This window comes from Aeoliella sp. (genome assembly GCF_965227375.1).
Classification (GTDB): Bacteria; Planctomycetota; Planctomycetia; order Pirellulales; family Lacipirellulaceae; genus Aeoliella.
Window position 1 is genome coordinate 1534564 of record NZ_CBDDFX010000001.1, and the last position, 26200, is coordinate 1560763.

Here is a 26200-nt window from a genome sequence, read left to right on the forward strand (position 1 = left end):
TCACCTACTCACTTACTCACTTACTCACCTAATCCCATGAGCACAACCGTCCTTGATCCTCCGGCCAAGCGCAGCGAAGAAGACGCCGCGATCGACTATCGCGCCATCTACTCGGGGGCGTTGGTTTCGGCGTTGTTAGGGCTCGTGTCGCTGTTCATACTGGCATTCACCGACTTTCTGGATGTCGCTATCCTGGTATCCGCGATCCCGGCGCTGGGCATCGTGATGTCGCTGCTGGCGATTCGCAAAATCAACAACAATCGCGATATCTACACCGGCAAGGGCTTCGCACTGTTTGGGTTGTTGATGTCCGCGAACTTGCTGGTCGCTGGGGTGGGCATCGCAGCGGTGAAGCACGCCACGGAGGTGCCCGATGGTTACAGCCGAATTTCGTTCCAGACGCTCAAGCCCGACAAGAAGGACGAACTCGCGCGTCGGCCCATTCCCGAGGACGCGGCGGATCAACTTGGCCAAAAGGTGTTCATCAAGGGTTACATCCGTCCCGACTCGGCCCCAGGCCGGAAGAACATCGACAAGTTCCTGCTGGTCCGCGACAACAACACATGCTGCTTTGGCGACCTGCAGTCGGTTAAATACTGGGATCAAGTTGCCGTGCAGCTCAATCCGGGAACCAAGGCGATCGACTACGATGCTGGCGTGTTTCGCGTGGGGGGCCATTTGAAATGCGCTCCTCAAAACTTGGGTCGTGGCGCTCAGTATCCCGTTTACTTTTTGGAAGCCGACTACGTCGAGTAGACAGGTTCGCTGGTTTCGCTTGCCTCCAATCGCCGACAATGGATGTGATGGCTGAGATGAAACTTCCACAACGCGAAAAGTGGCTCACCATGCCTCCACGGCAGCACGCATCCGGCGTGGTGGCGGTGCTAGCTCTCTTGCTCATCGCGGGCTGCGAGCCGGAAGAGACCTACTACACCATGCCCAGCGCCGAGCAGGTCTCCAACGCCAGCGCGTCGGACGACCAAACATCTGCAGCCACCAAACCTGCGGCCACGAAGTCGTCGCGAATCGTCGACAAAACGTTCGACGACATCAAGTTCGACATCGAGCCCGACGCGCCGTACGAGCGCGACATGCTGACCGAGGAGATCGAAGACCTGGTCGGCCAGCGGATTCGCATTCGCGGCTATATCTATCCCACCATGCAGCGCGAGGGGCTCAAGGCCTTTGTGCTGGTGCGCGACAATCAGGAGTGCTGCTTTGGACCCGGCGCGGCGCTCTACGATTGCATCCGCATCGAAATGACGCCCGGCCGCACGGCCACGTTCTCCACCAAACCGGTCTCCGTCGAAGGCGAGTTCGTTGTCGACCCACTGGAGTTCGACGGAGTAACCCGCGCCGTCTTCCTGATGCGCGGCGAAAAGGTCAAATAGACCCCACCCCGCCATGCAACGTTTTGTCCCACCTGGACCAAAACCCAAAATGCTCCGTCTCCATAAGTCGTTACCCTCCAGCGATTTACGATTTCGCCCACGCTGAGTAGTTCCCCGATTTTCATCCGTGGTACCAAAACTCCGTCCACGGAGAACTCGGCCCGTTGACGCAAGTCGTTTTGCGACAACGGTTTACAAGAACCACCTTGCAAACGGGCCCAAAGGGTTTTGTCCCTGGTGGTTTTACAGGAGGACAAAACCCCGATAGTCGCCGTTCACACCGTTGAACGAGCGCTCGAGTCACCAAACGCGCACACCGGTCCCACCCAACTGCGAAGCAGCTCTCTCTATTAGATCAAATCAGAACGCGGATTCTACGGCGATTTTTTTACAGGAGCGATTTTGAGGGATCCGCGTGGTAGCAAGTCACGTCACTGCCTGATCACAGCCCCAGAATGAACTCCGTTGCCAAATCAGCGAACACTTCTTCCACGGCATGCAATTCGGCGGACGTATCGTACCCCTCGTCGCCCAGGCTACTATCAACGCCTGCTAGATTCGCCGGGCTCTGATTGTCTGGCTGCTCTTGTTGCTGGTTTAGATACAACAACTGAAGAGCAACGTCGACCCGTGCGGAACTCCAGGATTGCTTAGCCGGACCTGCAGCTCCGCCGACAGTCGCTTTCAGGGCGATAGAATAGGGCAGCTGTGCAGGCGACACTCCTTGCAGTTCTTGGTCGACTGTTTCGGCAGCCGAACTCGTGACGGCCGCCAATGCTGGGTCTGAAGAGGATACCTGTAGGGACGCCGATTGACTGGGCGCGACAGAGGCACCCAAGTTGTTTCGCCAGATCGTGTAGTCGGCCAGGTTAACGACGCCGTCCTGGTTGCCATCGGCGCCTGTGCCAGGAGTGGGCACCTGCGAGCCGAACTGGCTTCGCCAAGCGAGGTAGTCGGCCTGCTCGACCGTACCATTGCCATCGTAGTCTCCGGGAAGCGGCTGCGCTTCGAAGGTCGCCTCGTTTAGCGCCGACCACTCACCACCACTGAGCGTGCGCGACTTGACCGTGACGCCGGGTGTTACTGCCACCGGCGCGGTGTAGGTCTGCCCCGCGACGCCTCCCCCGGTTGCTCGAGGATCTGAACCATCGAGCGTGTAGTAGATGACGCCTTCAGTACTAGTGATGCCCAGCTCGATACCGCCCGCGGGGACCGGGCCGCCGTGCTGGCTGAACACGGGGGCGTCGACGGAAGGGTACAGGTTGGCGGAACGCAACTGGTTGAGAAACACATCGGTCCGACCGGTCAGGAAGGTGTCGATCACCGACTGCCCTTCCGCCTCCCACTGCGCCTTGGTCAATGGGGTACTGCGGTGCATGTCGCCCCAGCGGGCGCTCTCGGCCACGATGGCGTGCTGCATGTCGGCTAGCAGCGCCTCGTACCGAGCGATGGCTTCGTCGGGAGTCAGGGCACCGTCGTTGAATAAGGCGCGGTGTGCGTGGTCGGCAAACCGGATGCGGAATTCCTCGTTGTTTCTCAGGTAGCTGTAGGGCTGCGCCGCCTCTACATTGGCGCCCAGTCGGTTGGTGTTGATGTCGGAGCCGAACAGGTTCATGGTCGACTCGGCGTCCCAACTCACGAACTTGAAGCCGGTGCTGTCCAGGCCCCGCTCTCTGACTGCATACCAGTTGCGGTGGGGCCAGTCGACATTGCCGCCGTAGAAGTTGACCATCAAGTAGTCGATGTAGTTGTCGATGTCCAAGTAGTCTTCATAGGCGGGGTTGTTCGAACCATCGGGATTAGCGCCCTGCAGGCGCTGGTACGCGGCGGCACGCGAGCTGGCAGATCCGCTGCCCGCCTGTTGTGCCAGTGCGACCATCGCGTTCCAAGCGTCCAGGTCGCCATCGGTGGGACTGCCATCGTTGATCGCGTCCAAGTTGTCCTTATCCCCACCGAAGTACATTGCCGCGAACGAGGCGTCGGGACGCTCGGTCGGGTTGTAGACGCCCCAGTAGATGCCGTTGATATAGAGATGCACTCGGTTGCTGTGCGAAGCGACTTGCCCCAGGGCGGCCAGCGTCCTGCTCGCGAATGCGTCGCGTGCGTATTGGGGACGCGTGCCGGCGCCGTCCCACGCGTAGCCGTCGTTCGATTCCATCCGCAGCGTGATGGTGTCGAAGCTGGCCACGGCGTCTTCCCCAAACAATGGGAAATCGAGCTTCGTCGGACCGTAGTCGTCCTTGAACAACAGGCGGAACGAGTGCTTCTTGCTCAGGTCGTGGCGGCGGAAGGCGCCGCCCTGCATGCGAATGCCCGCGTTAACCTGAAAACCCTCGGTCCCATCCGGATAGATGAGTTCAACCGATGTCGCTCGCTCGTAAGCCACGCCGCCATTGGTCGACTGGGTGTAGATCCCGTCGGGTCCGAACAACTCTTCGGTTTCCATCACGATCGAAAGCGTGGGGATCGCGAGCAGGTCGCTTTGGATCGTGCTGGCGTACTGGCCGCCGAACAGGTCGCCGCCCAGCGAGCTGCCTGCGCCGTCGAAGTTGCCGATCACGTCGGGGTCCATGCCATAGTCGGGTGAGACGCTCCCCCAGCTGGTTGGGAACCCTGCAGCGAGCGTGGACGAATAGCTCTGCGATACCACGTCGCTGACGAACACGTACGTGCTGCCGACAACCGTGGAATCGTAGTAGCCCTCCTGAAAGGCGGCAGCGAGGATGGCCGTGGTGCCGTCGATGGTGATGGGGTCCGTGTACAGCAAGCCGGACTCAGGTGTCGGTGTGTCGCCGTTGGTGGTGTAGTAGATCAGCGCGTCGGGCGTTTCGGTGCTGATTGAGAGGCTAAACTCGCTATTGTAGAAACCGTGCGGCACACTAAACGCCGGCGTGCTCACAAATCCGAGGTTCCCTTCTCCGTTCGGCGCGCCGGGCGTGGGGGTTTCGTAGTAGAACTCCGTCGCCGCCGACATGTCTAATAACGCTGCGGATAGCTGCGGTCGCGAGAGCAACTCGCTGCTGAATTCGTTGTCGTTCAGCGCGTGGATCGCCAGCACGTTGTTGCCCGACACCAGCAGGTCGTGAAACGCGCTCAGGTCGAAACGCTTGGGACTGAATGCCTCGGAGTCTTCGCGCTGCTCCAGGGCGAGCGACTGCCAACTCGGGCGCGAAGGGGCGTTCTCCACCACGACCTTCATGCCGTTCAGGTACGCGACAAAGCCGTCGTTAAATTGCATGTCCATCCACAACGCGCCGAGCGCCGACGGGTCGGCCACATTGAATTCGACGCGCTGGTAAATGCTGCTGCGGTCTGCCTCCCACTCGGACTGCAGGTCGAGATCGACCAGCTGGTCCATGTTGAATTCCTGCGAACTGAACAACTCAATCTCGGCCATCTGGATCGAGTTGGGCATGTTGCCACCGGTTACGCCGTACTCCGTCTGGAAGTCGAAGCGATAGGAGCTAAAGCCAGTGGTGCTAGAGAACTCGTAGAGCCTAGTCTCAAAGCGGTCGTCAAAGTCCTGAGCATCCCTGCTATCGACGACCGTATACGTTTCCCCGTCGTTGGAACCGCTCAACGTCCAGCTATAGGGGTCGCGATTGGACGCGTCGTTCGCCGAGGTGATCGTGTACCCATCGACAATCCGCGGCAGGCCATCGGTGAAGTGGATTTCGTAGTACGTGCCCGAAGGAGCGAAGGCCAACCACTTGGTCGAGTCGGTGTTGTCCAGCGCCCTGGCGGGTTCTTCGCCCGTGGGTGAATTACTCGACGACCCTCCTTCAAAAATAACCGCCAGAATACCGTCGTCCTCTGGGTCGGTAAGGTCGCCGCCCACCAGGTCGCCGAGTTCCACTCCATTGGCGGGCCCAGGCGATTGCCCCGCGGAAGAATCGAATCCCACACCGGGGCCGCTTACGCTCTGCGCCCACGACGAATCGTCGAATGCGATCTGGGTCCAGGCGGGTGACGCGCCCGCATCCAACACGTCCGATGTCGGCACCCACGCCGACGTGGTCGTCGAGTCGTCGATCAGGTCGACGACCTGTGTATTCACACCGTAGGAGACATCGGTCAGTTGCGACGGGTACTCCGGCGCGTACGACCAGACGATGTTCTCCAGCGGATCGGTCAGCCCCAGGAACTCACCGCCCGCGCTCAATGCAAAGTCGGTGTGCAGATTGCCTCCTGGGTCAACGTACGTTTCGGTCTCCTGGCCGGACGCAAAGACGACAAGGTACTCGCCAGGGGACAAAATGGACTGCGACAGGCTGGGGAACGTCCACTTATCAAGGTTGTCGGCCTTGTCGGTCAGATGCCAGCCGGCCAGGTCAATCGCGTCCTTGGTTGGGTTGTAGATTTCGATCCAATCACTGCTGTTGCCATCGCCGTCGTCCAGTGAATTGTCGTTCGACGCAACGAATTCCGTGATGATGGGGGTCGAGCTCAACACGACCCGAGTTTCCAGCTTTTCGAAAGTAAGCGACCGAAGCGACTTTCGAGCGATACGGACAGTCATAGAGTGCAGAATCCCAGCGGTAGCGATGGCGAGCCTATCTGCTAGGCTCGCCCTTTGAATCAGCGAATAGACGACGAGAGTTTGTCGCGGTACGCCTGGCAACTACTCAGACCCCGCACCCTATAGATACCACGAAGGCCCAAAACGTTACTTTTTCTGGGCTTTCCGAGAGAGAAGTGCGCCTCCGCGCATTGGCCGCGTATGCCTGGGCGGGGACTAGATCGCACTATAGATACTCGGTAGCGTGAGTTCGTGCGAGACCGTCTAGAAAAAATGCCGCTCGAACTAAAGCACCAAGCATAGGCAGGACTACGCTGGTTCGAGCATACGGCTCATGGCTTAGGACTTACAGCTTAAAGCCTAAATTCACTCGTCGCCGCCGAGGCCCATTTTTCTGAACCAACGGCCGCGGCCTCCGCCTCCGCCGCCATTGCCATCGGAGCCGCCGGAGCCTTTTTGCGGGAGCGAGTCGCGTAGCGCCTCTAGTTCGATTCGCCACTCGGCCAGTTCCGTCTGCTCGCGGGCGATCTTGGCTCGTTCGACCGAGACTTCCAACTCTGCTTGGCGGAGCTTCTCGGTGAGCTCTTCCTCGAGTCGCGCCATGTTCGCGCGGTGCTGTTGAATCACCTCGTCGGCGTCCACTGCGGCCTGCACGGCTTGTTCCGTTGCTTCGTCCTGGTCGGGGTCGACAGGTGGGGCTTCGGGCACCGACTCGAGTTGCTCGCGGAGCTGGTGAATCTCGCGATCCTTCCCGGCGACCACGTCGTCGGTGATGCGGATCGTGTGTTCGATCGACGCCCGTTCTTCGCGTCGTTCCTCGGTCAACTCGCCCGACTCGTCTTCCAGGCTCATCAACAGCTTGCGTTTCAGATCTTCCCACTTCTCCTCACCGCCGCCGCTGCTGCCGCCGCCCGCCGGGCGATTGGCAAGTTGCTCTTCGAGCTTCTCTTTCTCGGCGCGGAGTTCGCGGACGTCTTCCACGGCCATTTCGAATCGTCGCTGCAAGTCGGCCATCGCCTCGTCGCCCGACTCGGCGGTCGGCAACGGCCGGTTGCGGAGGTCTTCGACCTCGGCCATCAGCGCGTCGCGTTCTTCACGGAGTGTGATCAACTCCGCCGACTCACCTTCGCCCTGCGCCGGTCGGTGGGCCAGTTCTTGTTCCAGTTGAGCATTCCGCTCGCGGAGTTCGCGCAGGTCGTCCAGAGCCAGGGCAAACTTGCTCTGCATCTCCTCCATCGGCTCGGAGTTGGCCTCGGTTTCGGCCAGCTTCGCGCTCACCTTCTCGAGCGTCGAGGCCAGCCGCTGCTCTTCGGCCAGCATCGCCTCGCGTTCCTGCTGCCAGGCGGCCTGGGCTTCTTCCAGCGAGTTGGACGCTTCGGCGGAGGACTGCTCGGCCGACTGAGCCGCGGATTCGAGGTTCTCGACCCGCGACTGCGCTTCAGACAGTTCTTGCTGCAACGCTTGCTGTTGCTGCCGGTGCGTCGAGGCGTCGCTCTCGAGCTGGCCTTCCAGCTCGGCGATTCTCTGCGTTAGTTGCTCGGTGTCGCCCGCTTGCGCTTGTTGCCAAGCTTCTCGCTCGGCGGCAAAGTTTCCTTCCCGCGTTTCCGCTTCCTGCTGCAGTTGGGCGATCTCGCCACATAACTGTTCGCGATCGGCCGATAGGCGGTCTCGCTCTTCCCTCGTCGAATCAAGTTCCGCCTGCCGCTCGCCCAGCTGGCCTTCCAGCTCCGCCAGGCGATGCTCCAACTCTTGATTGGTTTCGTTTCGCTGTTGTTCGAACTCGGCCCGTGCTTGCTCCAACTCACTGCGCGACTGATCCAGTTCGGCACGTGCTTGCTCCAGTTCAGCCTGACCTTGTTCGAGCGACTGCCGCTCGCTAGCCAGCTGTTCTTCGCGCTGCTCGACCGACTGCTGCTGGGCGGCAACTTCCTCCGATTGCTCGCGGTGCGACTCTTCCTGGGCGGCGAGCTCGTTCTCACGTTGCTCGAACTCCAGTTCGCGCTCGGCGACTTCGCTCAGCTTGGCTTCCAGCTCGGCCATCCGCTGGTTGAGTTCCGCGTCGGTCTCGGCCAGTTCCTGTTGCCACTGCTGGTGCTGTTCGTGCACCTGCGGGTCGCTGGAGGCACCTTCGTCGTTCTGCAATTCTTGAGCGAGTTCGTCGGCCACCGATTGCAGCCGGTCGGAGAAACTCCCTTCCAGTTCTCGCATCCGCTCCCGCTGCTTTTCGAGCGACGCTTGCGCGCGCTCCCGCAAGTCGCGAAGCGAGTCGCGAGTTGCGCCCTCGGGGGGGCTTTCAGGCGGGGAGTTCGAAGTGTCCATACTGGTGTAGCGCGAGCCTTCCTAATGCAGTTTCATCGGGGCGGGAACGCACGATGTGCGCCGCCGCCCGTCTTGTGGCGACATAAAATCTCTACGCAGATATATAGGCCGAGCATGGGCAAGGGTCAAAAAACCCTTTGCGCACGCGCGCCGACTGTAGCGAACATGCGGGTGGCACCGGGCAAATTGCCGGTTATGAGGACAACTTCACGCCAAGCGGTCGGCGTTGACGATGTTCTCAGGCGTTCGCCCCTGGAGAAAGTCTACTACCTGTCTGGCCACGCGCGTGCGAAGTTCGGTAACTGCTCTGGTAGAAAGAAATGCCGCATGCGGAGTAACGATCACACGCGGATCATTGTACGGCGGCACGTTCAGATCGGGCGGTTCGGGAACCTGCACATCGAGCCCCGCGCCGGCCAGTTGCCCCGCATCGAGCGCCTCGGCCAGCGCCGCGTGATCGACCAGCCCGCCCCGCGAGGTGTTAATCAGGAACGCCGAGTCTTTCATCCGGGCGAACTGTTCGCCGCTCATCAGGCCCTGCGTTTCGGGTGTCAGCGGGCAGAGCAGCGCTACGTAGTCGCTTTCGGCCAGCAGGTCATTTAAACCGCGCCACTCGACTCCGGCAGGCACCTGCTGCGAACGGTTGTGGGCCACGACCCGCATGCCGAGGCCCAGGCACTTCTGAATGAACACCTTGCCAATCTGCCCGGTGCCCACGACGCCCACCGTTTGGTCTTCCATTCGCTCCATCGTCGCGCCCGACTGGATGTCGTACACATTAGCGTGCGTGTTTTTATGGTGGACGTGAATGTTGCGAGCCAGAGCGAACAAGAGCGCCATGGTGTGCTCGGCTACCTCCGGAATGCAGTAGTCGGGCACGTTCGTCACGATCATGCCGCGCTCGGTGGCCCGCTCGACGTCGATGTTATCGAGGCCAATCCCAGTGCGCGAAACGTGCCGGCAGTTGGGCGCGGCGTCGAGCACCTTGGCGGTCACCTGCGCCCAGCAAGTGAAAATCGCATCGCAGTCCACGGCCAACCGGGCCAAGGTCTCCTCGTCGCCCGTGGGAGCTTCGACTATTTGGCAATCGGCCTCGTCCAGAATCGACTGCTCAACAGAGGTGTCGGGCCAGGGATAATCGGTGTAGAGAGCGCGGGGCATGGTGAAGAACGGAGAGGTCAGAGGTCGGGTGGATAGAGACTGCTATCCTAACCTCCGCCCGTGCGGTCTTGAAGACGGTACCAAGCGTCAGCTTCGCCAAGCTTGGCGGTCCAGAAACATTTCTGGAGCGCTCGCCTTACGAGTACATCGAGGCGATTTCTTTGGCGAAATTTTTCTCGATCACCTTGCGGCGGAGGCTCAGCTTGGGGGTCATTTCGCCCAGGTCGATCGAGAAACCCCGGTCGATGATCACGAACTTCTTGACCTGCTGATGCGGTGGCAGGTGCGCCAGCATGGCGTTGAGTTCCCGCTCGATGACTTTGCGAATCCGCGGATGCGAAACACCTCGCTTCTTCGACCACACGAACAGTTTCTGCTTGCGAATTTCGCTTTTGATCCGCTTAGGGTTCGGCACGATGATGGCCGATAGGTACCGCTGGCCTTCGCCGATAACGATCGCCTGTTCGATCCAGGGCGACGCACAAACCAGCGTTTCCAGGGCCGACGGAATGATTTTCTTGCCGGTCGCCAGAGCCATCAGTTCCTTCTTGCGGCCCACAATCGCCAGCCGCCCTTCGGCGTCCCACTCACCCAGGTCGCCCGTGGAGAGCCAGCCGTCGTGCAGCACTTCGTCGGTGGCCGCTTCGTTCAGCCAGTAACCCTTCATCACATTGGGGCCGCGAACCAGGATCTCGCCGTCGTCGGCCAATCGCACTTCCACGTTCGACAGCGGACGCCCGACTGCGTACGGGGCGAGTTCCTCGTGCGAGGGAACCGTCACCACTGGCGAAGCCTCGGTAAGGCCGTAGCCCGGCAGCAGTGGAATGCGTTCTTCGGCGAAGCGTTCCACGACGCTCGGCGCCAGCGCCGCACCGCCGCAATAGCAGCGGGCGATGCGTCCGCCCAGCAGCCCGCGAATTGTCTTCGGCGGCCCCGAGGCCTTGTCGGCGTCCGCCCGTTCGAGTTCCGCGTCGGCCAGGTCGACCAGTTTCTGGTACAGGTACGGTACCGCGTTGATTACCAGCGGCTTGACCAACTGGCAGTCGCGCATGAACGTCTCGCGCGGTTCTTCGCATAGCACCAGCCGTGAGCCGCGTTCGATCCAGCTATACAGATCGCAAGTTCTGGCGTAGATGTGACTGAACGGCAGCACCACCAACCGCATCTCGTTGCGGCTGCCAACCGCTTCGCTCAAGGCCACCGTGTTGGACACCAGGTTTTTCTGCGTGAGCATCACGCCCCGCGGCTCGCCAGTGGTGCCGGACGTATACAGGATGGTGGCCAGCGAGTCGGGCGCACAAATGCTGTGCGGCGGAATGTACTTGCCGATGCGCTCGTTCGAGCGTTTGGAGAGCTTGACCTGGTTAGCGTCCCCGGAGAGCTCGATCACGTGCTCCGCGCCGCTGTGATCGATCAGCTCTTGTTGTTTCGATTTCGAGAGCGTCGTGTGCAGCGGCACATGCACCGCGCCCACGTAGTGCAATGCCATGTCGTTCACGACCCAGGCAACACTGTTCGGGCCGATCTGCACGACCAACTCGCCCCGCCCGATGCCTTGGTTCTCGAACTGCCGCGCGCGAGCCTCGACGGCCGCACCGAGTTCCTCCCACGTATGCCACTTGAGCTGCCCACCCTCGATCACGCCCAGCGCCGGCTGATGGCGACGACGGCGCACGGTCGCCACGAACAACTCGGGGAGCGTTCGAGCACGCGTGGCAGTGGCGAGGGAAGTCTTGCGCATAGTGGCGAGAAATTAGGAAAACGCGGGCAACAGGTCCAGAGGAATCTGCGCACGCAAGCGGAGCATGCTAGCGCTTTGTCAAACGGAGCTTTTCGGATAGTGATCTCGAGGGAAGCTTGGACTAGCAGCGCCGTACTTGCGATCACTATTCGAAAAGTTCGGCTTGACGAGATGCTAGCGAGACAAGCGTCCAGGAACAGTTCAAGAAGAACTTCCACCTGCATTCCCCCCTCTCCTGTGTGGGGGAGAGAATAGGAGAAGGGGGAAATAGAAGTAAGCGGAAGTTCTTCTTGAACCATTCCTTCGTGAGAAAAGTGTTCCGGTACTGTAATTATAGCGCCCAACGAGGCGGAGGCTAGCAAATTGCGCCTGCGGAAAACACGCTGCAAAAACACCAGCCCGGCCCGTCGGTTGGTAGCCGGATTCGCAAGAACTCGGAACATCGCCGGGGACACCCGCGGCGGCAAGTGTGCCGGCCGGCTAGGACTTTGCGGCCAACGTCACGTTGGATCACAATAGCTACATGCAGGAAGAACATGAGACCCTTGAGCCGCAGAGCGAAGCAGCCACCGAGCGCGCGCCGCTGGGGATTCGTGTGATTGCAGGGTTGCTGCTCTTGTTGGGAGCGATGTCGCTTGTCAGCTTCGTTCTCAGCACATTGGTTGACGGCGATGCTTGGATTGGTGTGTGGGTTGGCCTGGGCGTGGTGGGATGGGGGCTGCTTCGCCGCAGGGGATGGGCGCGCAAGTGGGTGGCAGTTCCGCTTGGCATCGTGTGCTACGTCAGTCTGATTGTATGTTCCTTCTCAGCGTTGCTGTGTATCGGCGATCTCTTCTTGGGCAAGGACTTTGGCCCCACTGGCGCTCAGCAGAAATTGGTTGCCGTAGCCTATTCGTTGGTTGTGGCATTCGTTTCAGGGAATCTCAGTCGATATATGGCTAGCAAGAAGGTGGTCGACTATTACCAACGCCAGTGGCCCACGGTTCCCTACATCGAGTGGAGTCCGAAGCGTTGGCGGTTTGGACTCGGCGCGCTGCTGTTCCTCACCGTGATCCTAGCGGTCGCCTCGGTAGTTACGGTGACGCATCCCGGGGTACGTAGACTACGAGCACGGCGTTGGCTTGAAAGGCAGGAGTTTTCGGACCCACTCTACTTTCCCGAACCAGTTCTCTCCGTCCCTTCGACGGATTCTGGCGGAGCATACTACCGCGAAGATGACAGGTACGCTAGCGAAATACACTACGGCGTCGTGCTGAGTAACTCATTCTCCGATCAACCTGCACTCGGCTACGTTGTCATAAATCGTTGGGACGTAATCGGCGAGCGTGTTTCTCTGGCCCATGGGCGGGCCACGAGAGGGGCAGGAAGATGGACTGCTAATTTTCGTTTGGCCGGCGGACCAAGGATCGACTTTCCAGGAAAAGTCCAGATTGCCGAGTTCTACGGTGGCAAGCTCCGCACCAGCGAGGTGCAACTCACAGTCCTCGAACTCTGGAGCTATGTAAACCACCCCGACATAGAACCAACCCTCAAAGGCCTCGAAACCTACGTAAATGACCTACGCAAGCGAGTGGCCGAGCGGGACGCGAGCGGTTGCTAAGACAACGGGTCGTCTACAATACCTCCATGCAAGAATCACCCGAGACCCCTGAGTCGGAACGCGAAGCCGACGATCGCGCGCCGCTCGAAGTTCGTGTGATTGCGGGGTTGCTGCTGCTGTTGAGCTGCTATTCGGTGATTAAACAAGCTCTAAGCTTGTGGACCGAAGAATGGCCCTGCTGGAGTGTGTGGTTCGTACTCCTGCCCATTGCTTGGGGACTGTTCCGCCGACGGGAGTGGGCGCGGGTCGCAGGCTCGATGATGTCGCTATTGGTACTGATCGTGTGGTTGATCGGCTTGCCAGCCTGGGTGATGGTCTTAGATGGCATGAGACGCTATTACTCAGTCCTTCGTTGCTACGTCGGATTGGTCCCGTGGCTTCTTGTAGCTCTGTTGCTGTACTGGGTGTTTCGGTCTCTCGAACTTGGCCCAGCCAGGGCGTGGTTCAGAAACGCGACTTCACGACCCCCGTTCTTGGTGTGGAATCCATTGAAGTGGCGCTTCAGCGTTGGCACGATGCTGCTTCTGACCGCCATGTTCGCCTTGAGTACCTACCAGATAGCCTATCACCCTAGGTGGCCCGAGTTGTGGGGCCAGCGATGGGTGGAGCGGCAGAGCTTGAGTGATCCGATTTACTTCCCCCATGGAGTGCGGTTTTGGCCACGTACGAGCGATGGCGTGCAAGGACAAAGCTGGGAACTACCCACCGGCGACCAAGTCAACATCTGGTACGCGATGCAAGCGCCCAGAGACTGGCGAGAAGAACCCCGAGTGATATTCGTGCAATTCCTGCGCGGAAACGTCCGTTGGAATCCGCAGCCAAAACGTGTCGAACCATGGTTCTCCCATCGATACCACTACGAGCTTCCGTTGGAAGGCGAGTCGAAGGCAATGCTGCCGGACGATGTCCAGATCTTTGAAGTGGTGGACGGCGAACTGCTGACGAGCGACCTCCGCATCACGCTGCTGGAACTTTGGAGTTACATCAATCAGCCTGATGGTGAGTGGACAATCGAAGGCCTCGAGAGCTACGTCAAGGACTTACGAGAGCGAGTCGCCGAGCGGGACGCGAAATCGCAAGAGTGAGCACCCATTATGTTCGTCGCGGCGGCAGGTGTGCCACCGGCTAGGGCGTGTGCGAGTCTTCGGGAGTGCTCGTCGTGTCTGCCGTGGTTCCAGCATTCGCAGTCGGAGCTGGTTGGTGGTGCGTCAGCCGCCAGGTCCACCATAGTAGCGCTCCGTAAACCGCAACGAGGCACAGCGTGAAGATGGCCAGGAATCCAAGGTGCGCCAATTGCGACTGCAACGAAATCGCTACCCAGTTGTTCACCGCGTGCAGTCCCATGGCCGCCAGCAACCACCGCCACTGGCGGTGCTGCATGAACAGGACTACGAGTGACGTGAACGTAGCATGGATCAACAATCCGCCAAACAGGCGATGCGCAGCCAGTAGCGTTGCTTTCCAAGTCGGCGTCTGGCGCATTTCATCGATGGATTGAACGACGGACTCTGGAAGCTTATCCGGCATGTACTCGGCGGCTGCCAGCGCGGCCAGTATTCCGAGCCCTACCAAAACCGTCTCCATGCCGCTATGTCCGATGGCGTACATGAAGCCACGATTCCACGTGGCTGGCTTGCTGCGCCGGCTGAGCCAATAGAAGCCAAGCACGCGGCAAGATTCCTCGCACAGCCCGGGGCCAATTCCAGCTCCAATAAGAGCGGCTGTTTTCGCATACTCTTGTCCGCCGGCAACACCCGCAATGGCGGCCATCAGACCTTGCACCAGCACCACTCCGACCTGCGACAACAGGAAAAGCGGTATGCCGATAAAAAAGAAGCTCCACTCGGCCCCGCTTCGCCAACGCCACCACACGGCGAGCAGAACAGGTCCGAGGAAGTAAAACAGATAGGAGACCGGGCTGAGCATGGCGACCACGCTTGGGTTGGATCAACTGCTCCGCTAATCATACCCGGCAGGCCCAGTCGGTTCACCCACTAAGCCCGTAATTCGCCGCCGAGCTTCTTCGACAACTGGGCCACAATCGCTGCGTGGACCTCGTCGGCTTGTTCGCTAGTCAGGGTGCCTTCGCTGCTTCGCAAAGTGACGCTCCACAGCAGGCTCTTTTTGCCTTTGCCCAGCCGCTCGGCGTCGCGGTACTCTTCCTGGAACGCGAGGCTTTCGAGCAACTGGCCGCCGGCCGTGTGCACGATCTCCTCCACGTCCGCCCAGCGGACCGACTCGTCGAACACCACGTTCAGGTCGCGCGACATCGGTTGGTAGTTGGTGAGCGACGACGCGCGGGGGATTAGCTCTGCACCGTCCAACAGCGGGCCGAGGTCGATCTCGGCCACGGTCACCGGACCGCGGAGGTCAAATTGGTCGAGTCCCTCTGTCGAAAGTTCGCCGATGTAGCCGAGCTTCACTCCGTCGAGCGATAGGCTCGCGGTGCGCGATGCATCGAGCAACGTGGACGCGCCTGAGTCGTCGGCCGAGGCGGCCAAGGTTCGGCGGTGTCCCACGGTGTCGGACACCACCGCTTCCGCCACGCCCTTCACATCGAGGAACCCCCGCCCGCTGGCGATCGCCAGCACCAGTCGTTCGTCGGGCAGTTGGCCGGGCTGCGGCAGGTAGATCCTGGCAATCTCGAATTGCTCGATCACCGGGTTGCTCATCGCCACGTTTGTCTTGCGGCACGCGAGCAGGCTCGGCACGACGCTTTGGCGCAGGGCGTTGGCGCGGCGCAATACCGGCGTGCTGGTTACCAGCGGCGGCTCGTTGGTCCACATGCGGTGCGACTCGACCTGCTCGGGCTCCACGGTGCTGAGCGTGAGCGCCTCGTCGAACCCCGCGGCGGTGAGCACGTGTCGTACGCGGTCGAGCACCACGTCGCGGCGGCTGCGACTCGAGGGAGCCATCCGCACGCCGACGTCTTCGGGAATCTGGTCGTACCCATGAATCCGCGCGACTTCTTCCAACAGGTCCGCTTCGCGCGTCAGGTCGGCTCGCCAGGTGGGCGGAACCACTTTCACACAGTGCCCGCAGACATGCGTCTCTTCGCAGCCCAGGTCGGTGAGGATCTTGCGGACCTCGTCGTCGGCGACTTCGATGCCCAGCAGGCGCGGGATCTGGTCGAAGCGAAGCTTGATCTCGCCAGTCGGCTCAGGCTTTGCCCCGTCTTCGACGACACCTTCGCACAGAGTGCCGCCGGCCAGTTCGAGAATCAACTCACAGCAGCGACGACTGGCCCAATCGACGCCTTCGGGATCGACACCGCGTTCGAAGCGATAACTGCTCGGGCTGTGCAGATGATGCGCCCTGGCGGTTGTGCGGATCGACAGCGGATCGAAGTCGGCTGCTTCGATCAACAGGTCGACCGTGTCGTCCGACACTTCGCTATCGGCGCCGCCCATCACACCACCGAGCGCCACGGCCCTTTCGGCGTCCGCAATAACGCACGTGCCGGGCGAGAGTTTGTACGTCTTGTGGTCGATGGCGGTGAACTCTTCGTCCTGCGTGGCCTCGCGGACGATGATCTTCCCGCCGTGCAGCTTCGCCAGATCGAACGCGTGCAAAGGCTGCCCGCATTCGAACAGCACGTAGTTCGTCACGTCGACTACGTTGTTTACGATGCCGCAGCCAATCGCTTTGAGCCGATCTTGCAACCACGCCGGGCTGGGGCCGATCTTCACTCCCTTAATCACCCGCGCCGTATAGCGAGGGCAGAGTTCAGGGCAGGTGATCTCAACCGAGATCTCGCTCGACGCCTTCAGTCCGGAAGCCTTTGGCTGCGGGTCGGGCTTCTTCAGCTCCTCGCCCCACAACACCGACACTTCGCGAGCGACGCCGATGTGGCCCAAACAGTCAGGGCGGTTGCTGGTGACTTCCAGATCGATGGCCGTGTCCCCCGCCACCGTTTCGACGCCCTCGAGGTTGAGCCCCGTAAGCGTCAGCCGCTCGGTCAGCTCGTCGAGCGGCATCTTGAGGTCGACGTATTCGGACAGCCAGTCTTTGGAGACGATCATCGTTTTGCAGACTTGTAGGATGGGTCAAGGAGCGTCAGCGACGCGGACCCATCATGATCGGAAATGACGAAATACCCAAGTACCCAAGGGCGAGCGCTTACGCATCTATTGGATATTTGGGTACTTGGGTATTTCGTTATTGGGTATTTCACAACGATGGGTCCGCGCGAGCTGAGACTCGCTTGACCCATCCTACTTTCTTCTCTCCGTGACCTCTGTGTTCTCCGTGGTTCGACTAGAACTGAGCCAGGAAGCGCACGTCGTTGGTGTACAGGTCGCGGATGTCGGTGATGTTGTGTTGTCGCATGGCGATGCGTTCGACGCCCATGCCGAAGGCGAAGCCGGTGACCTCTTCGGGGTCGTAGCCAACCGCGCGTAGTACGTTGGGGTCGACCATGCCGGCGCCGCCAATCTCCATCCAGCCGCCTTGCCAGTTGATGTCGACCTCGACGCTCGGTTCGGTGAACGGGAAGAAGCTGGGGCGGAAGCGGATGTGCACGTCTTCAGCATCATCACCGTCACGCTGGTAATAGCTCTGGCAGAACATCCGCAGCACGCTCTTCAGGTCCGCCATGGTGACTCCCTTATCCACCAGCAGTCCTTCAATCTGGTGGAACATCGGGTAGTGCGTGGCGTCGGCCGTGTCGGGGCGATACACCCGGCCGAGCGAAACGATCCGCACCGGCGGCTGGGCCCCGGATGCGACGGTATTCGCAAGAACCTGCTCCATCACGCGGATCTGCACCGTGGAGGTCTGGCTGCGGAGCAACAACGGCTTACTGCTCCCTCCCCCTTTGGGGGAGGGCTGGGGTGGGGGTGAACCACCGGCAGCGTTCGCTGAAGCCACGCTCAAATAGAAATTATCGAGCGGATCGCGGGCGGGGTGGCTGAGCGGAATGTTCAGTGCTTCGAAGTTGTGCCAGTCGTCTTCGATCTCGGGACCTTCGACCGCCGAGAAGCCCAGCCGGCCCATGATCTCCTTCATCCGCTCGATGGTCTGCGTGATCGGATGCAGCCGCCCCACTCGCACCGGTACCCCGGGCAGGGTGACGTCGAAGGAGTCTTGCGCGGCTTTGCCGCCGGACTGAGCGAGTCTGCCGGTCGCTTGCTCGAACGCTTGCTCGATGGCTTTCTTCACCGAGTTGAGCTTTTGGCCGGCGGCAGGCTTGTCGGTCTTGTCGACTTTGCCCATGCCCTTTTGTACGGCCTTCAGCCGGCCCGCTTTCGCGCCGAGGAACTCGACGCGGGCTGCCTCGAGCGCATCGCGATCGGCCGCCCCGGTGAACGCGTCTTGCGCTTCGCCAGCGAGCGAATCTAGTTCGGCGATGAAGTCCTGAAGTGCCACGATCGATGAATGTCCAATTCCCAAATATCCAATGACCAAAACCCTATTGGTCATTGGTCATTCATCAATTGGTCATTTAGCGAGTGCTTCTTTGACCTTTTCGACCACGGCGTCGAACATCGCGGGGTCGGCGATGGCCATTTCCGAGAGCATCTTGCGATCGAGCTCGATGCCAGCCTTGGTGAGGCCGTTGATGAACTCACTGTAACGCAGGCCACGCTCACGCACGGCCGCATTGATGCGGATGATCCACAGCTTGCGGAACTCGCGGGCGCGGACCTTGCGGTCGCGGAATGAATAAGCGCCGGAGCGGACGACCGTTTCCTTCACGGTACGCAGCAGATTGCCGCGTCCGCCACGATTGCCCTTGGCCTTCTTGAAGAGACGATTCTTCTTGCGATTCCGAGTCGAACCGTTAGTAGTACGCATGGTAGGGAGCGTCCATTGATTGGGCGTCGGGCGCCGGGCAGTGTTGCCGCGGCCGATGCCTCGTGTGGCGAATCCAGGCCTTTGCTCACCAACAGAGCAAACGTTATCGAGCCCGACCCGCTTGTTTGGGCTGTCGGCTAACCTGCCAACGGCCCCAATTCCAGGTCAAACGAATCTTTTCGCAGTAGCGATCCCATGGCCGGCTGGAAGCTTCCAGATTGCGCGGCGATCGCTGGTGCGACAAGTTCGGCTTGACCCAGCAAATTAGTAGCTGTTGCCGCACAGCGCCTTGGCGATCATCTTGCTATTGGTGTCGTTCGTGGTGGTGGTTCCACGCAAGTTGCGCTTCCGCTTCTGGTCCATGCGGGCGGCCAGGTGGCTGGTGCCTGCCTGGCGGTGCTTGGCCTTGCCCTTAGCGGACAAGCGGAATCGCTTCTTGGTTCCCTTGTGAGTCTTTTGCTTCGGCATGATATCACGTCGGAGTTTAGCTTTGTGCGATTGGCAGTGGGCAGACCTTCAGCCCGCTGCGAGCCCCGTATTGTAGCAGAATAGGCAGAGGGGGAAAGGGGCGTCGAAGGCTTGGAAAACAGGGAGTTTCTTATCGCCGGCGGGACAGACGTGGCAGATCGACATAGGTGCAGCGGCGGCAAACCGCTAGACTCCAGCCGACTCGCCTTCGCCCCTCCTCCCCTGCAAGGGTCCCTCCCATGCGACGTCCCCACCTACTCGTGCTGCTGATCCTAGTCGCCGCTCCTGAAGTCCTCGCTGATAAGACAGATAGTAAGATTGAGGAGGCCAAGCATTCGGTGAGGGTGGGCGAGTTTGGCGACCTTTCGACCCTCAAGTTCCGCGGCCTCGAGCATTTCAAGGCCGAGGAGCTGCGAAGTGAACTCGAAAGCAACCTGAAGGTGCAAGCCGCCTGCCGCCCGACAGCGGCGCTTTTGCCCCTGGTGGAGCAGCTAGAAGAAACACTCGCCGAGGGCTACGCCCACTCGGGCTGCCCAGGGGCGAAAGTGAGAGTAATTCCAGCGGATGGCTCGAGCTTGCTGGCCACCATTGAGGAAGGACCGCGCTACAAGGCGGGAGTAGTTCGTATCGAAGGCGTAGATCAAGAGTTGGCTGACTCCATTCGCCGATGTCTTACGTCGAATGTGGGCGCTGATGATTCTCGACGGCGAATTCGCTTCTATCGCGATAGGAAACCTATCGGAGGTTGGTGTTCACCCGACGATGACAACAATGACCAACCTGAGATGCTATGGGTGGCGAACGAACCAACCCGGTCTAGTGCGCTTCGTCTGAACGAGATCCGCAAGGCAGTCGCCAGCACGTTGGCAATCGGAGGTTATCCCCTTGCCAGATTTGACATATCGATCGAGCCGGTCGACAAGGATGTGGCCGATTTGCAGATACACATTAACGAACTCGGTTCGTTTGCGCAGCTGACGAACATCGAAATACGTGGATTGGAGCGCCACTCGCGCAACGAGTTGCTGAACTTCATGGGAATGGAAGAAGGTGCCGACTACGATCTGCCGAAATTGTTCGAGGCTTATGATCGACTTCAGGGCAGTTGCCGTTTCTGGAAGCATGACTTGTCGATCAATTTTCCGTCAGCACCGTCATCAAAGTCACGGTATGCCGCTCCGGACGCTTCAACGACGCTTGTCGTGGCACTTACAGAATATACTCATGTGGGGAAACTCGGTGAGCCGCTGAGCGAAAAAGAAGAAGCACTGCGTCGTGCTGGCTTGTGGGCGAGTCGATTTTTTGAACAACAGGACTGGAATCTCCGTCTGTCTTGTCGAGTAGATTCGAGCGACGATTCTGCCGTGGAGGGCGATATCACCGCCATTCTCGCACCCCAGGATGGAGTGTTCGTATCTGGAGCCGGCGCTTACACGAATAACAATAGGCGAATACCGTGGAAGTTCTCCTTGGTCAACTCCCGCACCGAATTGGGCGTCACCGATGCCGTGGGAAAACGTCGATGGAGTATACCTCGTCAGTTTCTTCCCAACATGGAACTCCGTCTATTGCCAGGAGCGGTTGAAAATGGGGAGTACAATTGCCGTTTTCACTTTGGCTGCGGAGTGGGGAACGAGAAGTCTGAAGCCACGGTTGTAGAACTGGAAACCTGTCCGGTCGTGTGGGTGCACGAAGCGCATCGCGAAGAGTCGCAATGCGAGGTGAACGACGGGACTCTCTCCGTAGAGATGGAGTACGCGAATATGCGTATTGACGTCGCCACCGGAAGAGTGCTGGAGATGGACCTCTGGGGTGATGGGACTAGCTATTGCAGTATTGTGCCCATCTGGCGTCGAGACGGGGAGTTCGAAAGAGAGCTGAAGGAGTTCCAGAAGCTTCCCAACATGTACAAGGCGCAGCGACCATGTGCCTCGATACTCGATTGGGGTTTGGAGGTGGTTGAACAGCTGTCGCAGGAAGAACCGCTAGTTCCAGAAGCGACAATGCAATTGCTGAGACAGTTCGCCACCTCTGACTTGCTGATGAAAATCGACGCGAAATCTGACTCAAAACAACCGAAAGGGTGGGAGTTTCAGACGGCTACGGGCGAGTCGAAGTCTGGGTTTTCGCCAGCGAAGATGGTACCTGTTGGAGCGGCCTCGGCCGATTACCTGTTCGTACGCGAGACTTGGCCGTGGACTATTATGAGAGAGAGAGCCATCCGTTGCGCAAAGATTGATTCAGACTTGAAGGCTGTCGAAGTGGAGTTCCGACGAGCATTGGCGCGAGACGACGTGGGACCTTTGGCGTGCTGGACACTTCGTTGCTTGGGATATGTGAAGGATGATGCTTCCATCCAATGGGGCCTCCGCAAACTCTCCGACGGCTCCTTTGAACGCGAAGTCGAAATGCTCACCACCCCCGACACCGGCATGATGAAAGTCTTGAAGCAGGTCGTGCCGTTGGTGCAGAGCTTGCCTGAGCAGGACACCATGTGGCTCTGCAATCTGGCGGGCGACGAACTCAGCGGTGAGCTGCATTTGGCCTGCCATCTACTCCGACAACTCGACGCCACGAGCGACGAAGCGCTGCAAACGTCGCTTGCCGAACTGCTGAGGGGCGAAATTCGCACCATCGTCGAGGCCGACTTGCAGAATGCGGCCGCGAAGGTGCTTCAAGACGCCGAGTCGCAGGATTGAACTAGCCGTCGAGATCGGCCTCGGACAGCGGGGGTTGCCGCCGGAATTCTTGGATGGCCGCAGGCGGTGGATCGCTGGGGTCGTTGGGATCCAAGCACTTCGAGCCATGGGCAGTCATCAACCGCTGGTAGACGGTGTAGTCAATATCCGGATTCAAGGAACGTCCATGGCCATCGGCGAAGATGACGTTGAAACCACTATCAAAGTGGTTGGACATGGGACGTGCGAAGGCCGGCATCTCGGCGGTCCATTGGCCAACAGTATTGGTTTCTGTGCCATCGTCGTTGAATGGATATTGCTGGATGAGCGTGGAATCGCCGGCTTGGGGAGTCAGGCTGGCAACCCATACAATGCCGAACTGCTGCTCACCGCCCCCCTGCACGCCAAACCAACTGTAATTCTCGTTCTTGGTGATGTTTTCGGATATCAACAGCGTGGTGGAGGCGCCATCCACGGCGTCGGTCAAACGTGACTTCACCGCAGTCATGTTGTTGAGTGGCGGATCGACGTGGTTGTGAAACAGGCCATTGGCCTTGCTGTCGCCCAAGAAGGTGCCGCTAGTACTCCAGTCCCACGCACCCGTATTGGCGGAGTAGCTGATGCCTCCGGCGGTGTCGAAACTGGTGAGGTCCGTGTCGTCGGGGCAAACATACAGGGAGATATTGGGCACAATTTGCTGAGCAACCAGTGATGCATCTCCGTTGGTCTCAGCCCCTTGTACCAGTTCCCAGATGTCCTGGCGCTCGATCTGCGGAAGTATCAACGCGGGCCAACCCACGCGAGATTGCCCAGGACTGTTCAGGTCGCCAAGATTCACGTAACCCGAATCTACGTAAGGTGGGTTGCCTCCTGGCACCCAGGCTACATAGCCTCGAGTCTTGTTTGAGTCTTCGCGAGCGCGGGCTTGCACCGACTCGATGTATCCCGGCAATCGTTGCTTGGTGCTGTCGAAGTTGATCAGGCCGGTCCCGATCTCCCGCATGTTGTTCAGGCAACTCGCTTTGCGCATCCGGGCCCTGGCGGCGCCCACGGCGGGGATCAGCAGGGCGACGAGCATGCCGATGATGGCGATGACGACCAGTAGTTCGACGAGGGTGAAACCGCGACGGGGGTTAGGCATGCGGCGCATGGATCGATTCTCCTCTGTATGTCCGTAGACGTAGGCTCTTGCGAGACAAGCTTAGGTGCGGCCCCTGGGGCACCCAGCCTTCTAGTATCCCCGAAAACTGGCTCGGCGGCTAGTCAAACGGCCCGTCCGCCACGAAAAACAGGGTAAAACGCAGGTATACCACCCTACTTTTCGCTCCGGCCAGGACAATTTATTCGCCCGGCTTGCGAATTGCCTCCAGCGAGTCGGTCGCGTTCGGTCGACCGCTACGCGCTGCTTCTCCCTGTATGCCTGGTTGGCTAGAATAAGCATGCATGGGGTGAGGTGATCGCGCACGGCTGGCGGTCCGCTCGGCAGCGCGTCAGTGGCCACTCCAACACGAATCAAAGCATTGCGACTCGAAGGTTAGGTTCACCATGATGCTGCGTCTCACACTTTTGCCGCTCGCCCAGGAGCAGCAGCAAGGCGACTTGGATCGTCTGGCCGACAGTTGGCCGATCATGATCATCATCGGTGTCATTTGTCTGCTGCTGGGAGTGGCGCTCTTGGCGTTGTTCTGGAACTACCTGCGGTTGTGGTTCCAGGCCTACGTGTCGAACGTGCCGATGAACCCGTTCAGCCTGGTGGGCATGAGCCTGCGTCAAGTGAACCCCAAGACCATTGTCGACGCCAAGATTCGCGCGATGCAGGCCGGCGTGGGCACCGATCCCACTACGGGTATCACCACTCGGCGGCTGGAAGCCCACTACCTGGCCGGCGGCAACGTGCCGCGCGTGATTTTGGCGATTATCGCGGCCCATCGGGCCGATATCGACCTCGATTTCGACCGGGCGGCGGCTATCGACCTGGCCGGACGCGACGTGCTCGACGCGGTGCAGACCAGCGTGAATCCCAAAGTGATTGACTGCCCCGATCCGGCGAATTCGCCCAAGACCACGCTAAGCGCCGTGGCCAAGAACGGCGTCGAACTGAAGATTCGCGCCCGAGTGACCGTGCGGACCAACCTGGCGCAATTGATCGGCGGTGCGACCGAAGAGACCATCATCGCCCGCGTGGGCGAGGGCATCATCACAGCCATTGGCTCGGCGGCCGATCACCTGGAAGTGATGGAGAATCCCGACCGCATCAGTAAGGCCGTGCTCGAACGGGGCCTCGACGCTCACACGGCGTTCGAGATTGTCTCGATCGACATTGCCGATATCGACATTGGCGAACAAATCGGCGCCCGCCTGCAGGCCGATCAGGCCGAGGCCGATACGCGGAAAGCTCGGGCGTTGGCCGAGCAACGTCGGGCCGACGCGATTGCACACGAGCAGGAAATGAAAGCACAAGTGGCCGCCAATCGGGCCCAAGTGGTGCTGGCCGAGGCGGAAGTTCCGCGGGCCATGGCCGAGGCGTTCCGCCAAGGCAACCTGCAAGCGGCTAACGCCGGCGCGAACGGCGCACCATAGAAAGTGGCAGGGCAGCTGGCGATCAGTTCTGTCGCTTGAGCGCCTGTTCCATCACGACGGTGGTGGCTTCCATCACGTCCGTAGGCGGTAGCGACGCCAGTCGCCAGCGGTCCTTTTCGTACACCAGCTCGTAGACGATATGAGTGTCGCTATCGATGGTGCGGGGCGGCGCTTCCAGCGGCTTGAGTTGTGGGCCAAACGCATTGGCCAGATCCTCGTCCACCGTCGATTCGTCGAAGACCTCCAGCCCCATCGATTTGAGTTGCTCGCCCTTCGTCTCGCCCAACGGGTTGGATTGCGGCAGGCCTTTGGATTCCGCCTCCTCCTCGCCTTCCTTGCGTTTGGGCGGCAGGTACGAGTAGCTGGACGACTGCGTGACCTTGATCGTAGCGGTAAGAATCTTGCCGGGAACGGATTCCTTTATCGAGTCGGGAGCTTCGATCTTGTACTGTGTGCTGGTGCCCTCAACGCTGGGTGTGGTTTCCAGTTTTTCGCGGAGCGTGTCGACGATGCGATCGAATTTCGCCTGTGGCGACTGATCGGTTGTCGGCTTGTTGGAGGCCGACGGGCGTTTCGACTCGCAGCCACCGGCCATCACCAATAGCGACAGCAGGCAAATGCCGGCGAAACTGCGAAGGACCGAATTACTCAAATCGTGACCGCTCATCACATCCGTCCATCGGTTGCGGGAGAAGCTGGGGAAACAACAAGGGGTGACGCCAGGTGCAACATACCACTGTTGGCGAGCCGAGGCCAATCGATTAGGCGGCACTGCTGCCGCGGTGCCGGGTCGCGACTCCGAATGCAGCGGATATGCGGAGAAAAGGCTCTTACTCGCCGAATTGTGAGAGGTTCTCGTCGATCGCAGGACTCTCTGTTTCGGGATCGCCGAACATGCCGGCTCCTTCCACTTCCGCGCCCTCTCCAAAGGCTGGCATTTCTTCGCCACCCGCAGGAAAGCCTTCGCCAGCGGGGAAGCTCGCTTCACCGCTGGGGTTAAAGCCTCCCATCATTCCTGGCGGCGGACTTAGAGAGTCCATGGGCAGGACGTCAGTTATCACGCTCGCGCGATCGGTGAACACCTGGCCGACCGCATTGGTCACGACGCCAAACAACCTGCCGGCATCCACGGTGCCGCGGGCGGCTGCGGGAACATCGCCTTGTTCTTCGCTAGCGGTCGCAACCACAGCCGGTGCGGGTTCCGGATCCACTGCACCGAACGGATTGGCGTCGACCGCCGGCGTATCGTCCACAAAGGGATCGTTTTCGTCCACCATGGGCTGCTGGTTCGTCGCGACGGCGGTAGCCACACTTCCCTGATCTTCGGGCCCAAGTTTGGTTGCCACCTGCCGCGCCTGTTCCACCGTCAATCGGCTGGCTAGTGCTTCGATGGGCAGTTGGTAATCGGTTCGTAGGACCCGCTTCTCCTGCTGCTCGCGATGTTGCTTGCGCGCTTCAGTGGTCGCGCGGCGTTGCTCGAGTTCGGCACTCCTGCGAGCCTCGCGGCGGATTCGTTCGAGCGTGACCCTTGCCGAGCCTTGGACCGACGAGAGCGACTGGTCGACCAACGGAGAAGCGGAGCCGCGCTGGGCTTCGAGTTCAGCGCCTTTGGCGAGGTCGGCCTGTGCGCCGCGCAGGTCGCCTGTGTTCAGCCGGTTCAAACCGCGAAGGTAGTAGGCGCGAATGTCGTTAGGGTCGCTCTCGAGCGCGGCCGAAAGATGCTCCTCGGCCTGATCGGTGCGGCCCGCGAAGTAGGCGCCAGCACCTTGCTGGTATTCCGACAGATTGGAAATGTCCTGCGCCACGGCCCAGGACGATAGCGACAGGCAACAAGCCAAAGTTAACAATCGCATGGCAACTGCCTTTGATAACGACTTCGCGAACGGAACCCCATCGAAGGCCCGCTGTGGAGCACTTCTTTTTACCCATCCTAATCGGTCTGGTCCG

At 60.1% G+C, this 26200-nt stretch carries 18 protein-coding genes; 6 read left to right on the forward strand and 12 right to left on the reverse strand.

What is annotated here, in order from left to right; translation table 11 throughout:
* Nucleotides 1–36 precede the first annotated feature (36 nt).
* Nucleotides 37–756, forward strand: a complete 720-nt coding sequence (locus tag ACQK2L_RS06375) for a hypothetical protein (protein WP_425396099.1) — start codon at nt 37–39, stop codon at nt 754–756.
* 56 nt (nt 757–812) lie between these two features.
* The gene (locus ACQK2L_RS06380) at nt 813–1391 is read left to right on the forward strand and encodes a DUF3299 domain-containing protein (protein WP_425396100.1); all 579 of its coding nucleotides are present in this window, start codon (nt 813–815) and stop codon (nt 1389–1391) included.
* A 442-nt stretch (nt 1392–1833) separates the two neighbouring features.
* Here ACQK2L_RS06380 and ACQK2L_RS06385 read toward each other — a convergent pair whose 3' ends face one another.
* The 4 genes from ACQK2L_RS06385 to ACQK2L_RS06400 form a co-directional block, all read right to left on the reverse strand.
* Nucleotides 1834–5844 carry a CotH kinase family protein gene (locus ACQK2L_RS06385; protein ID WP_425396101.1) on the reverse strand — a complete coding sequence of 1337 codons (4011 nt, stop codon included), beginning with the start codon at nt 5842–5844 and terminating at the stop codon, nt 1834–1836.
* Between the two features lie 432 nt (nt 5845–6276).
* Complete coding sequence (locus tag ACQK2L_RS06390; protein WP_425396102.1) at nt 6277–8229, reverse strand: hypothetical protein; 1953 nt, start codon at nt 8227–8229, stop codon at nt 6277–6279.
* A gap of 207 nt (nt 8230–8436) precedes the next feature.
* Nucleotides 8437–9390, reverse strand: coding sequence for a C-terminal binding protein (locus ACQK2L_RS06395; RefSeq protein WP_425396103.1), 954 nt, complete (start codon nt 9388–9390; stop codon nt 8437–8439).
* 136 nt (nt 9391–9526) lie between these two features.
* Nucleotides 9527–11131, reverse strand: coding sequence for an AMP-dependent synthetase/ligase (locus ACQK2L_RS06400; RefSeq protein ID WP_425396104.1), 1605 nt, complete (start codon nt 11129–11131; stop codon nt 9527–9529).
* A gap of 523 nt (nt 11132–11654) precedes the next feature.
* Here ACQK2L_RS06400 and ACQK2L_RS06405 point away from each other — a divergent pair.
* On the forward strand, nt 11655–12731 hold the full coding sequence (locus tag ACQK2L_RS06405) for a hypothetical protein (RefSeq protein ID WP_425396105.1): 1077 nt from the start codon (nt 11655–11657) through the stop codon (nt 12729–12731).
* 26 nt (nt 12732–12757) lie between these two features.
* Entirely contained in the window at nt 12758–13816 is a 1059-nt protein-coding gene (locus ACQK2L_RS06410; protein ID WP_425396106.1) for a hypothetical protein, read from the forward strand.
* Nucleotides 13817–13856: 40 nt separating this feature from the next.
* Here ACQK2L_RS06410 and ACQK2L_RS06415 read toward each other — a convergent pair whose 3' ends face one another.
* The 5 genes from ACQK2L_RS06415 to rpmI all read right to left on the reverse strand — a co-directional run bounded on the left by ACQK2L_RS06415 (nt 13857) and on the right by rpmI (nt 18998).
* The gene (locus ACQK2L_RS06415; protein ID WP_425396107.1) at nt 13857–14657 is read right to left on the reverse strand and encodes a YhfC family glutamic-type intramembrane protease; all 801 of its coding nucleotides are present in this window, start codon (nt 14655–14657) and stop codon (nt 13857–13859) included.
* 68 nt (nt 14658–14725) lie between these two features.
* Nucleotides 14726–16753: a phenylalanine--tRNA ligase subunit beta gene (gene pheT, locus ACQK2L_RS06420; RefSeq protein ID WP_425396108.1), complete on the reverse strand. Its 2028-nt coding sequence runs from the start codon at nt 16751–16753 to the stop codon at nt 14726–14728.
* 235 nt (nt 16754–16988) lie between these two features.
* Nucleotides 16989–18098 (reverse strand): phenylalanine--tRNA ligase subunit alpha, encoded by a 1110-nt coding sequence (gene pheS / locus ACQK2L_RS06425; RefSeq protein WP_425396109.1) that lies wholly within the window; start codon nt 18096–18098, stop codon nt 16989–16991.
* Between the two features lie 72 nt (nt 18099–18170).
* Nucleotides 18171–18527 carry a 50S ribosomal protein L20 gene (rplT, locus tag ACQK2L_RS06430; RefSeq protein WP_425396110.1) on the reverse strand — a complete coding sequence of 119 codons (357 nt, stop codon included), beginning with the start codon at nt 18525–18527 and terminating at the stop codon, nt 18171–18173.
* Between the two features lie 264 nt (nt 18528–18791).
* A complete protein-coding gene (gene rpmI, locus ACQK2L_RS06435; RefSeq protein ID WP_425397423.1) occupies nt 18792–18998 on the reverse strand; it encodes a 50S ribosomal protein L35 in 207 nt (68 codons plus the stop codon).
* Between the two features lie 236 nt (nt 18999–19234).
* On the opposite strand from rpmI, the gene ACQK2L_RS06440 reads away from it, so the two are divergent.
* Complete coding sequence (locus ACQK2L_RS06440; RefSeq protein ID WP_425396111.1) at nt 19235–21694, forward strand: hypothetical protein; 2460 nt, start codon at nt 19235–19237, stop codon at nt 21692–21694.
* 1 nt (nt 21695) lies between these two features.
* On the opposite strand, the gene ACQK2L_RS06445 is transcribed toward ACQK2L_RS06440, so the two are convergent.
* Nucleotides 21696–22823 (reverse strand): DUF1559 domain-containing protein, encoded by a 1128-nt coding sequence (locus ACQK2L_RS06445; protein ID WP_425396112.1) that lies wholly within the window; start codon nt 22821–22823, stop codon nt 21696–21698.
* A 479-nt stretch (nt 22824–23302) separates the two neighbouring features.
* Here ACQK2L_RS06445 and floA point away from each other — a divergent pair, with 479 nt between their 5' ends.
* Nucleotides 23303–24253, forward strand: coding sequence for a flotillin-like protein FloA (floA, locus tag ACQK2L_RS06450; protein WP_425397424.1), 951 nt, complete (start codon nt 23303–23305; stop codon nt 24251–24253).
* Nucleotides 24254–24275: 22 nt separating this feature from the next.
* On the opposite strand, the gene ACQK2L_RS06455 is transcribed toward floA, so the two are convergent.
* Together ACQK2L_RS06455 and ACQK2L_RS06460 are read right to left on the reverse strand one after the other, a co-directional pair.
* Nucleotides 24276–24920: a hypothetical protein gene (locus ACQK2L_RS06455; RefSeq protein WP_425396113.1), complete on the reverse strand. Its 645-nt coding sequence runs from the start codon at nt 24918–24920 to the stop codon at nt 24276–24278.
* Between the two features lie 163 nt (nt 24921–25083).
* Nucleotides 25084–26106 (reverse strand): hypothetical protein, encoded by a 1023-nt coding sequence (locus ACQK2L_RS06460; RefSeq protein ID WP_425396114.1) that lies wholly within the window; start codon nt 26104–26106, stop codon nt 25084–25086.
* Between the last annotated feature and the right edge of the window lie 94 nt (nt 26107–26200).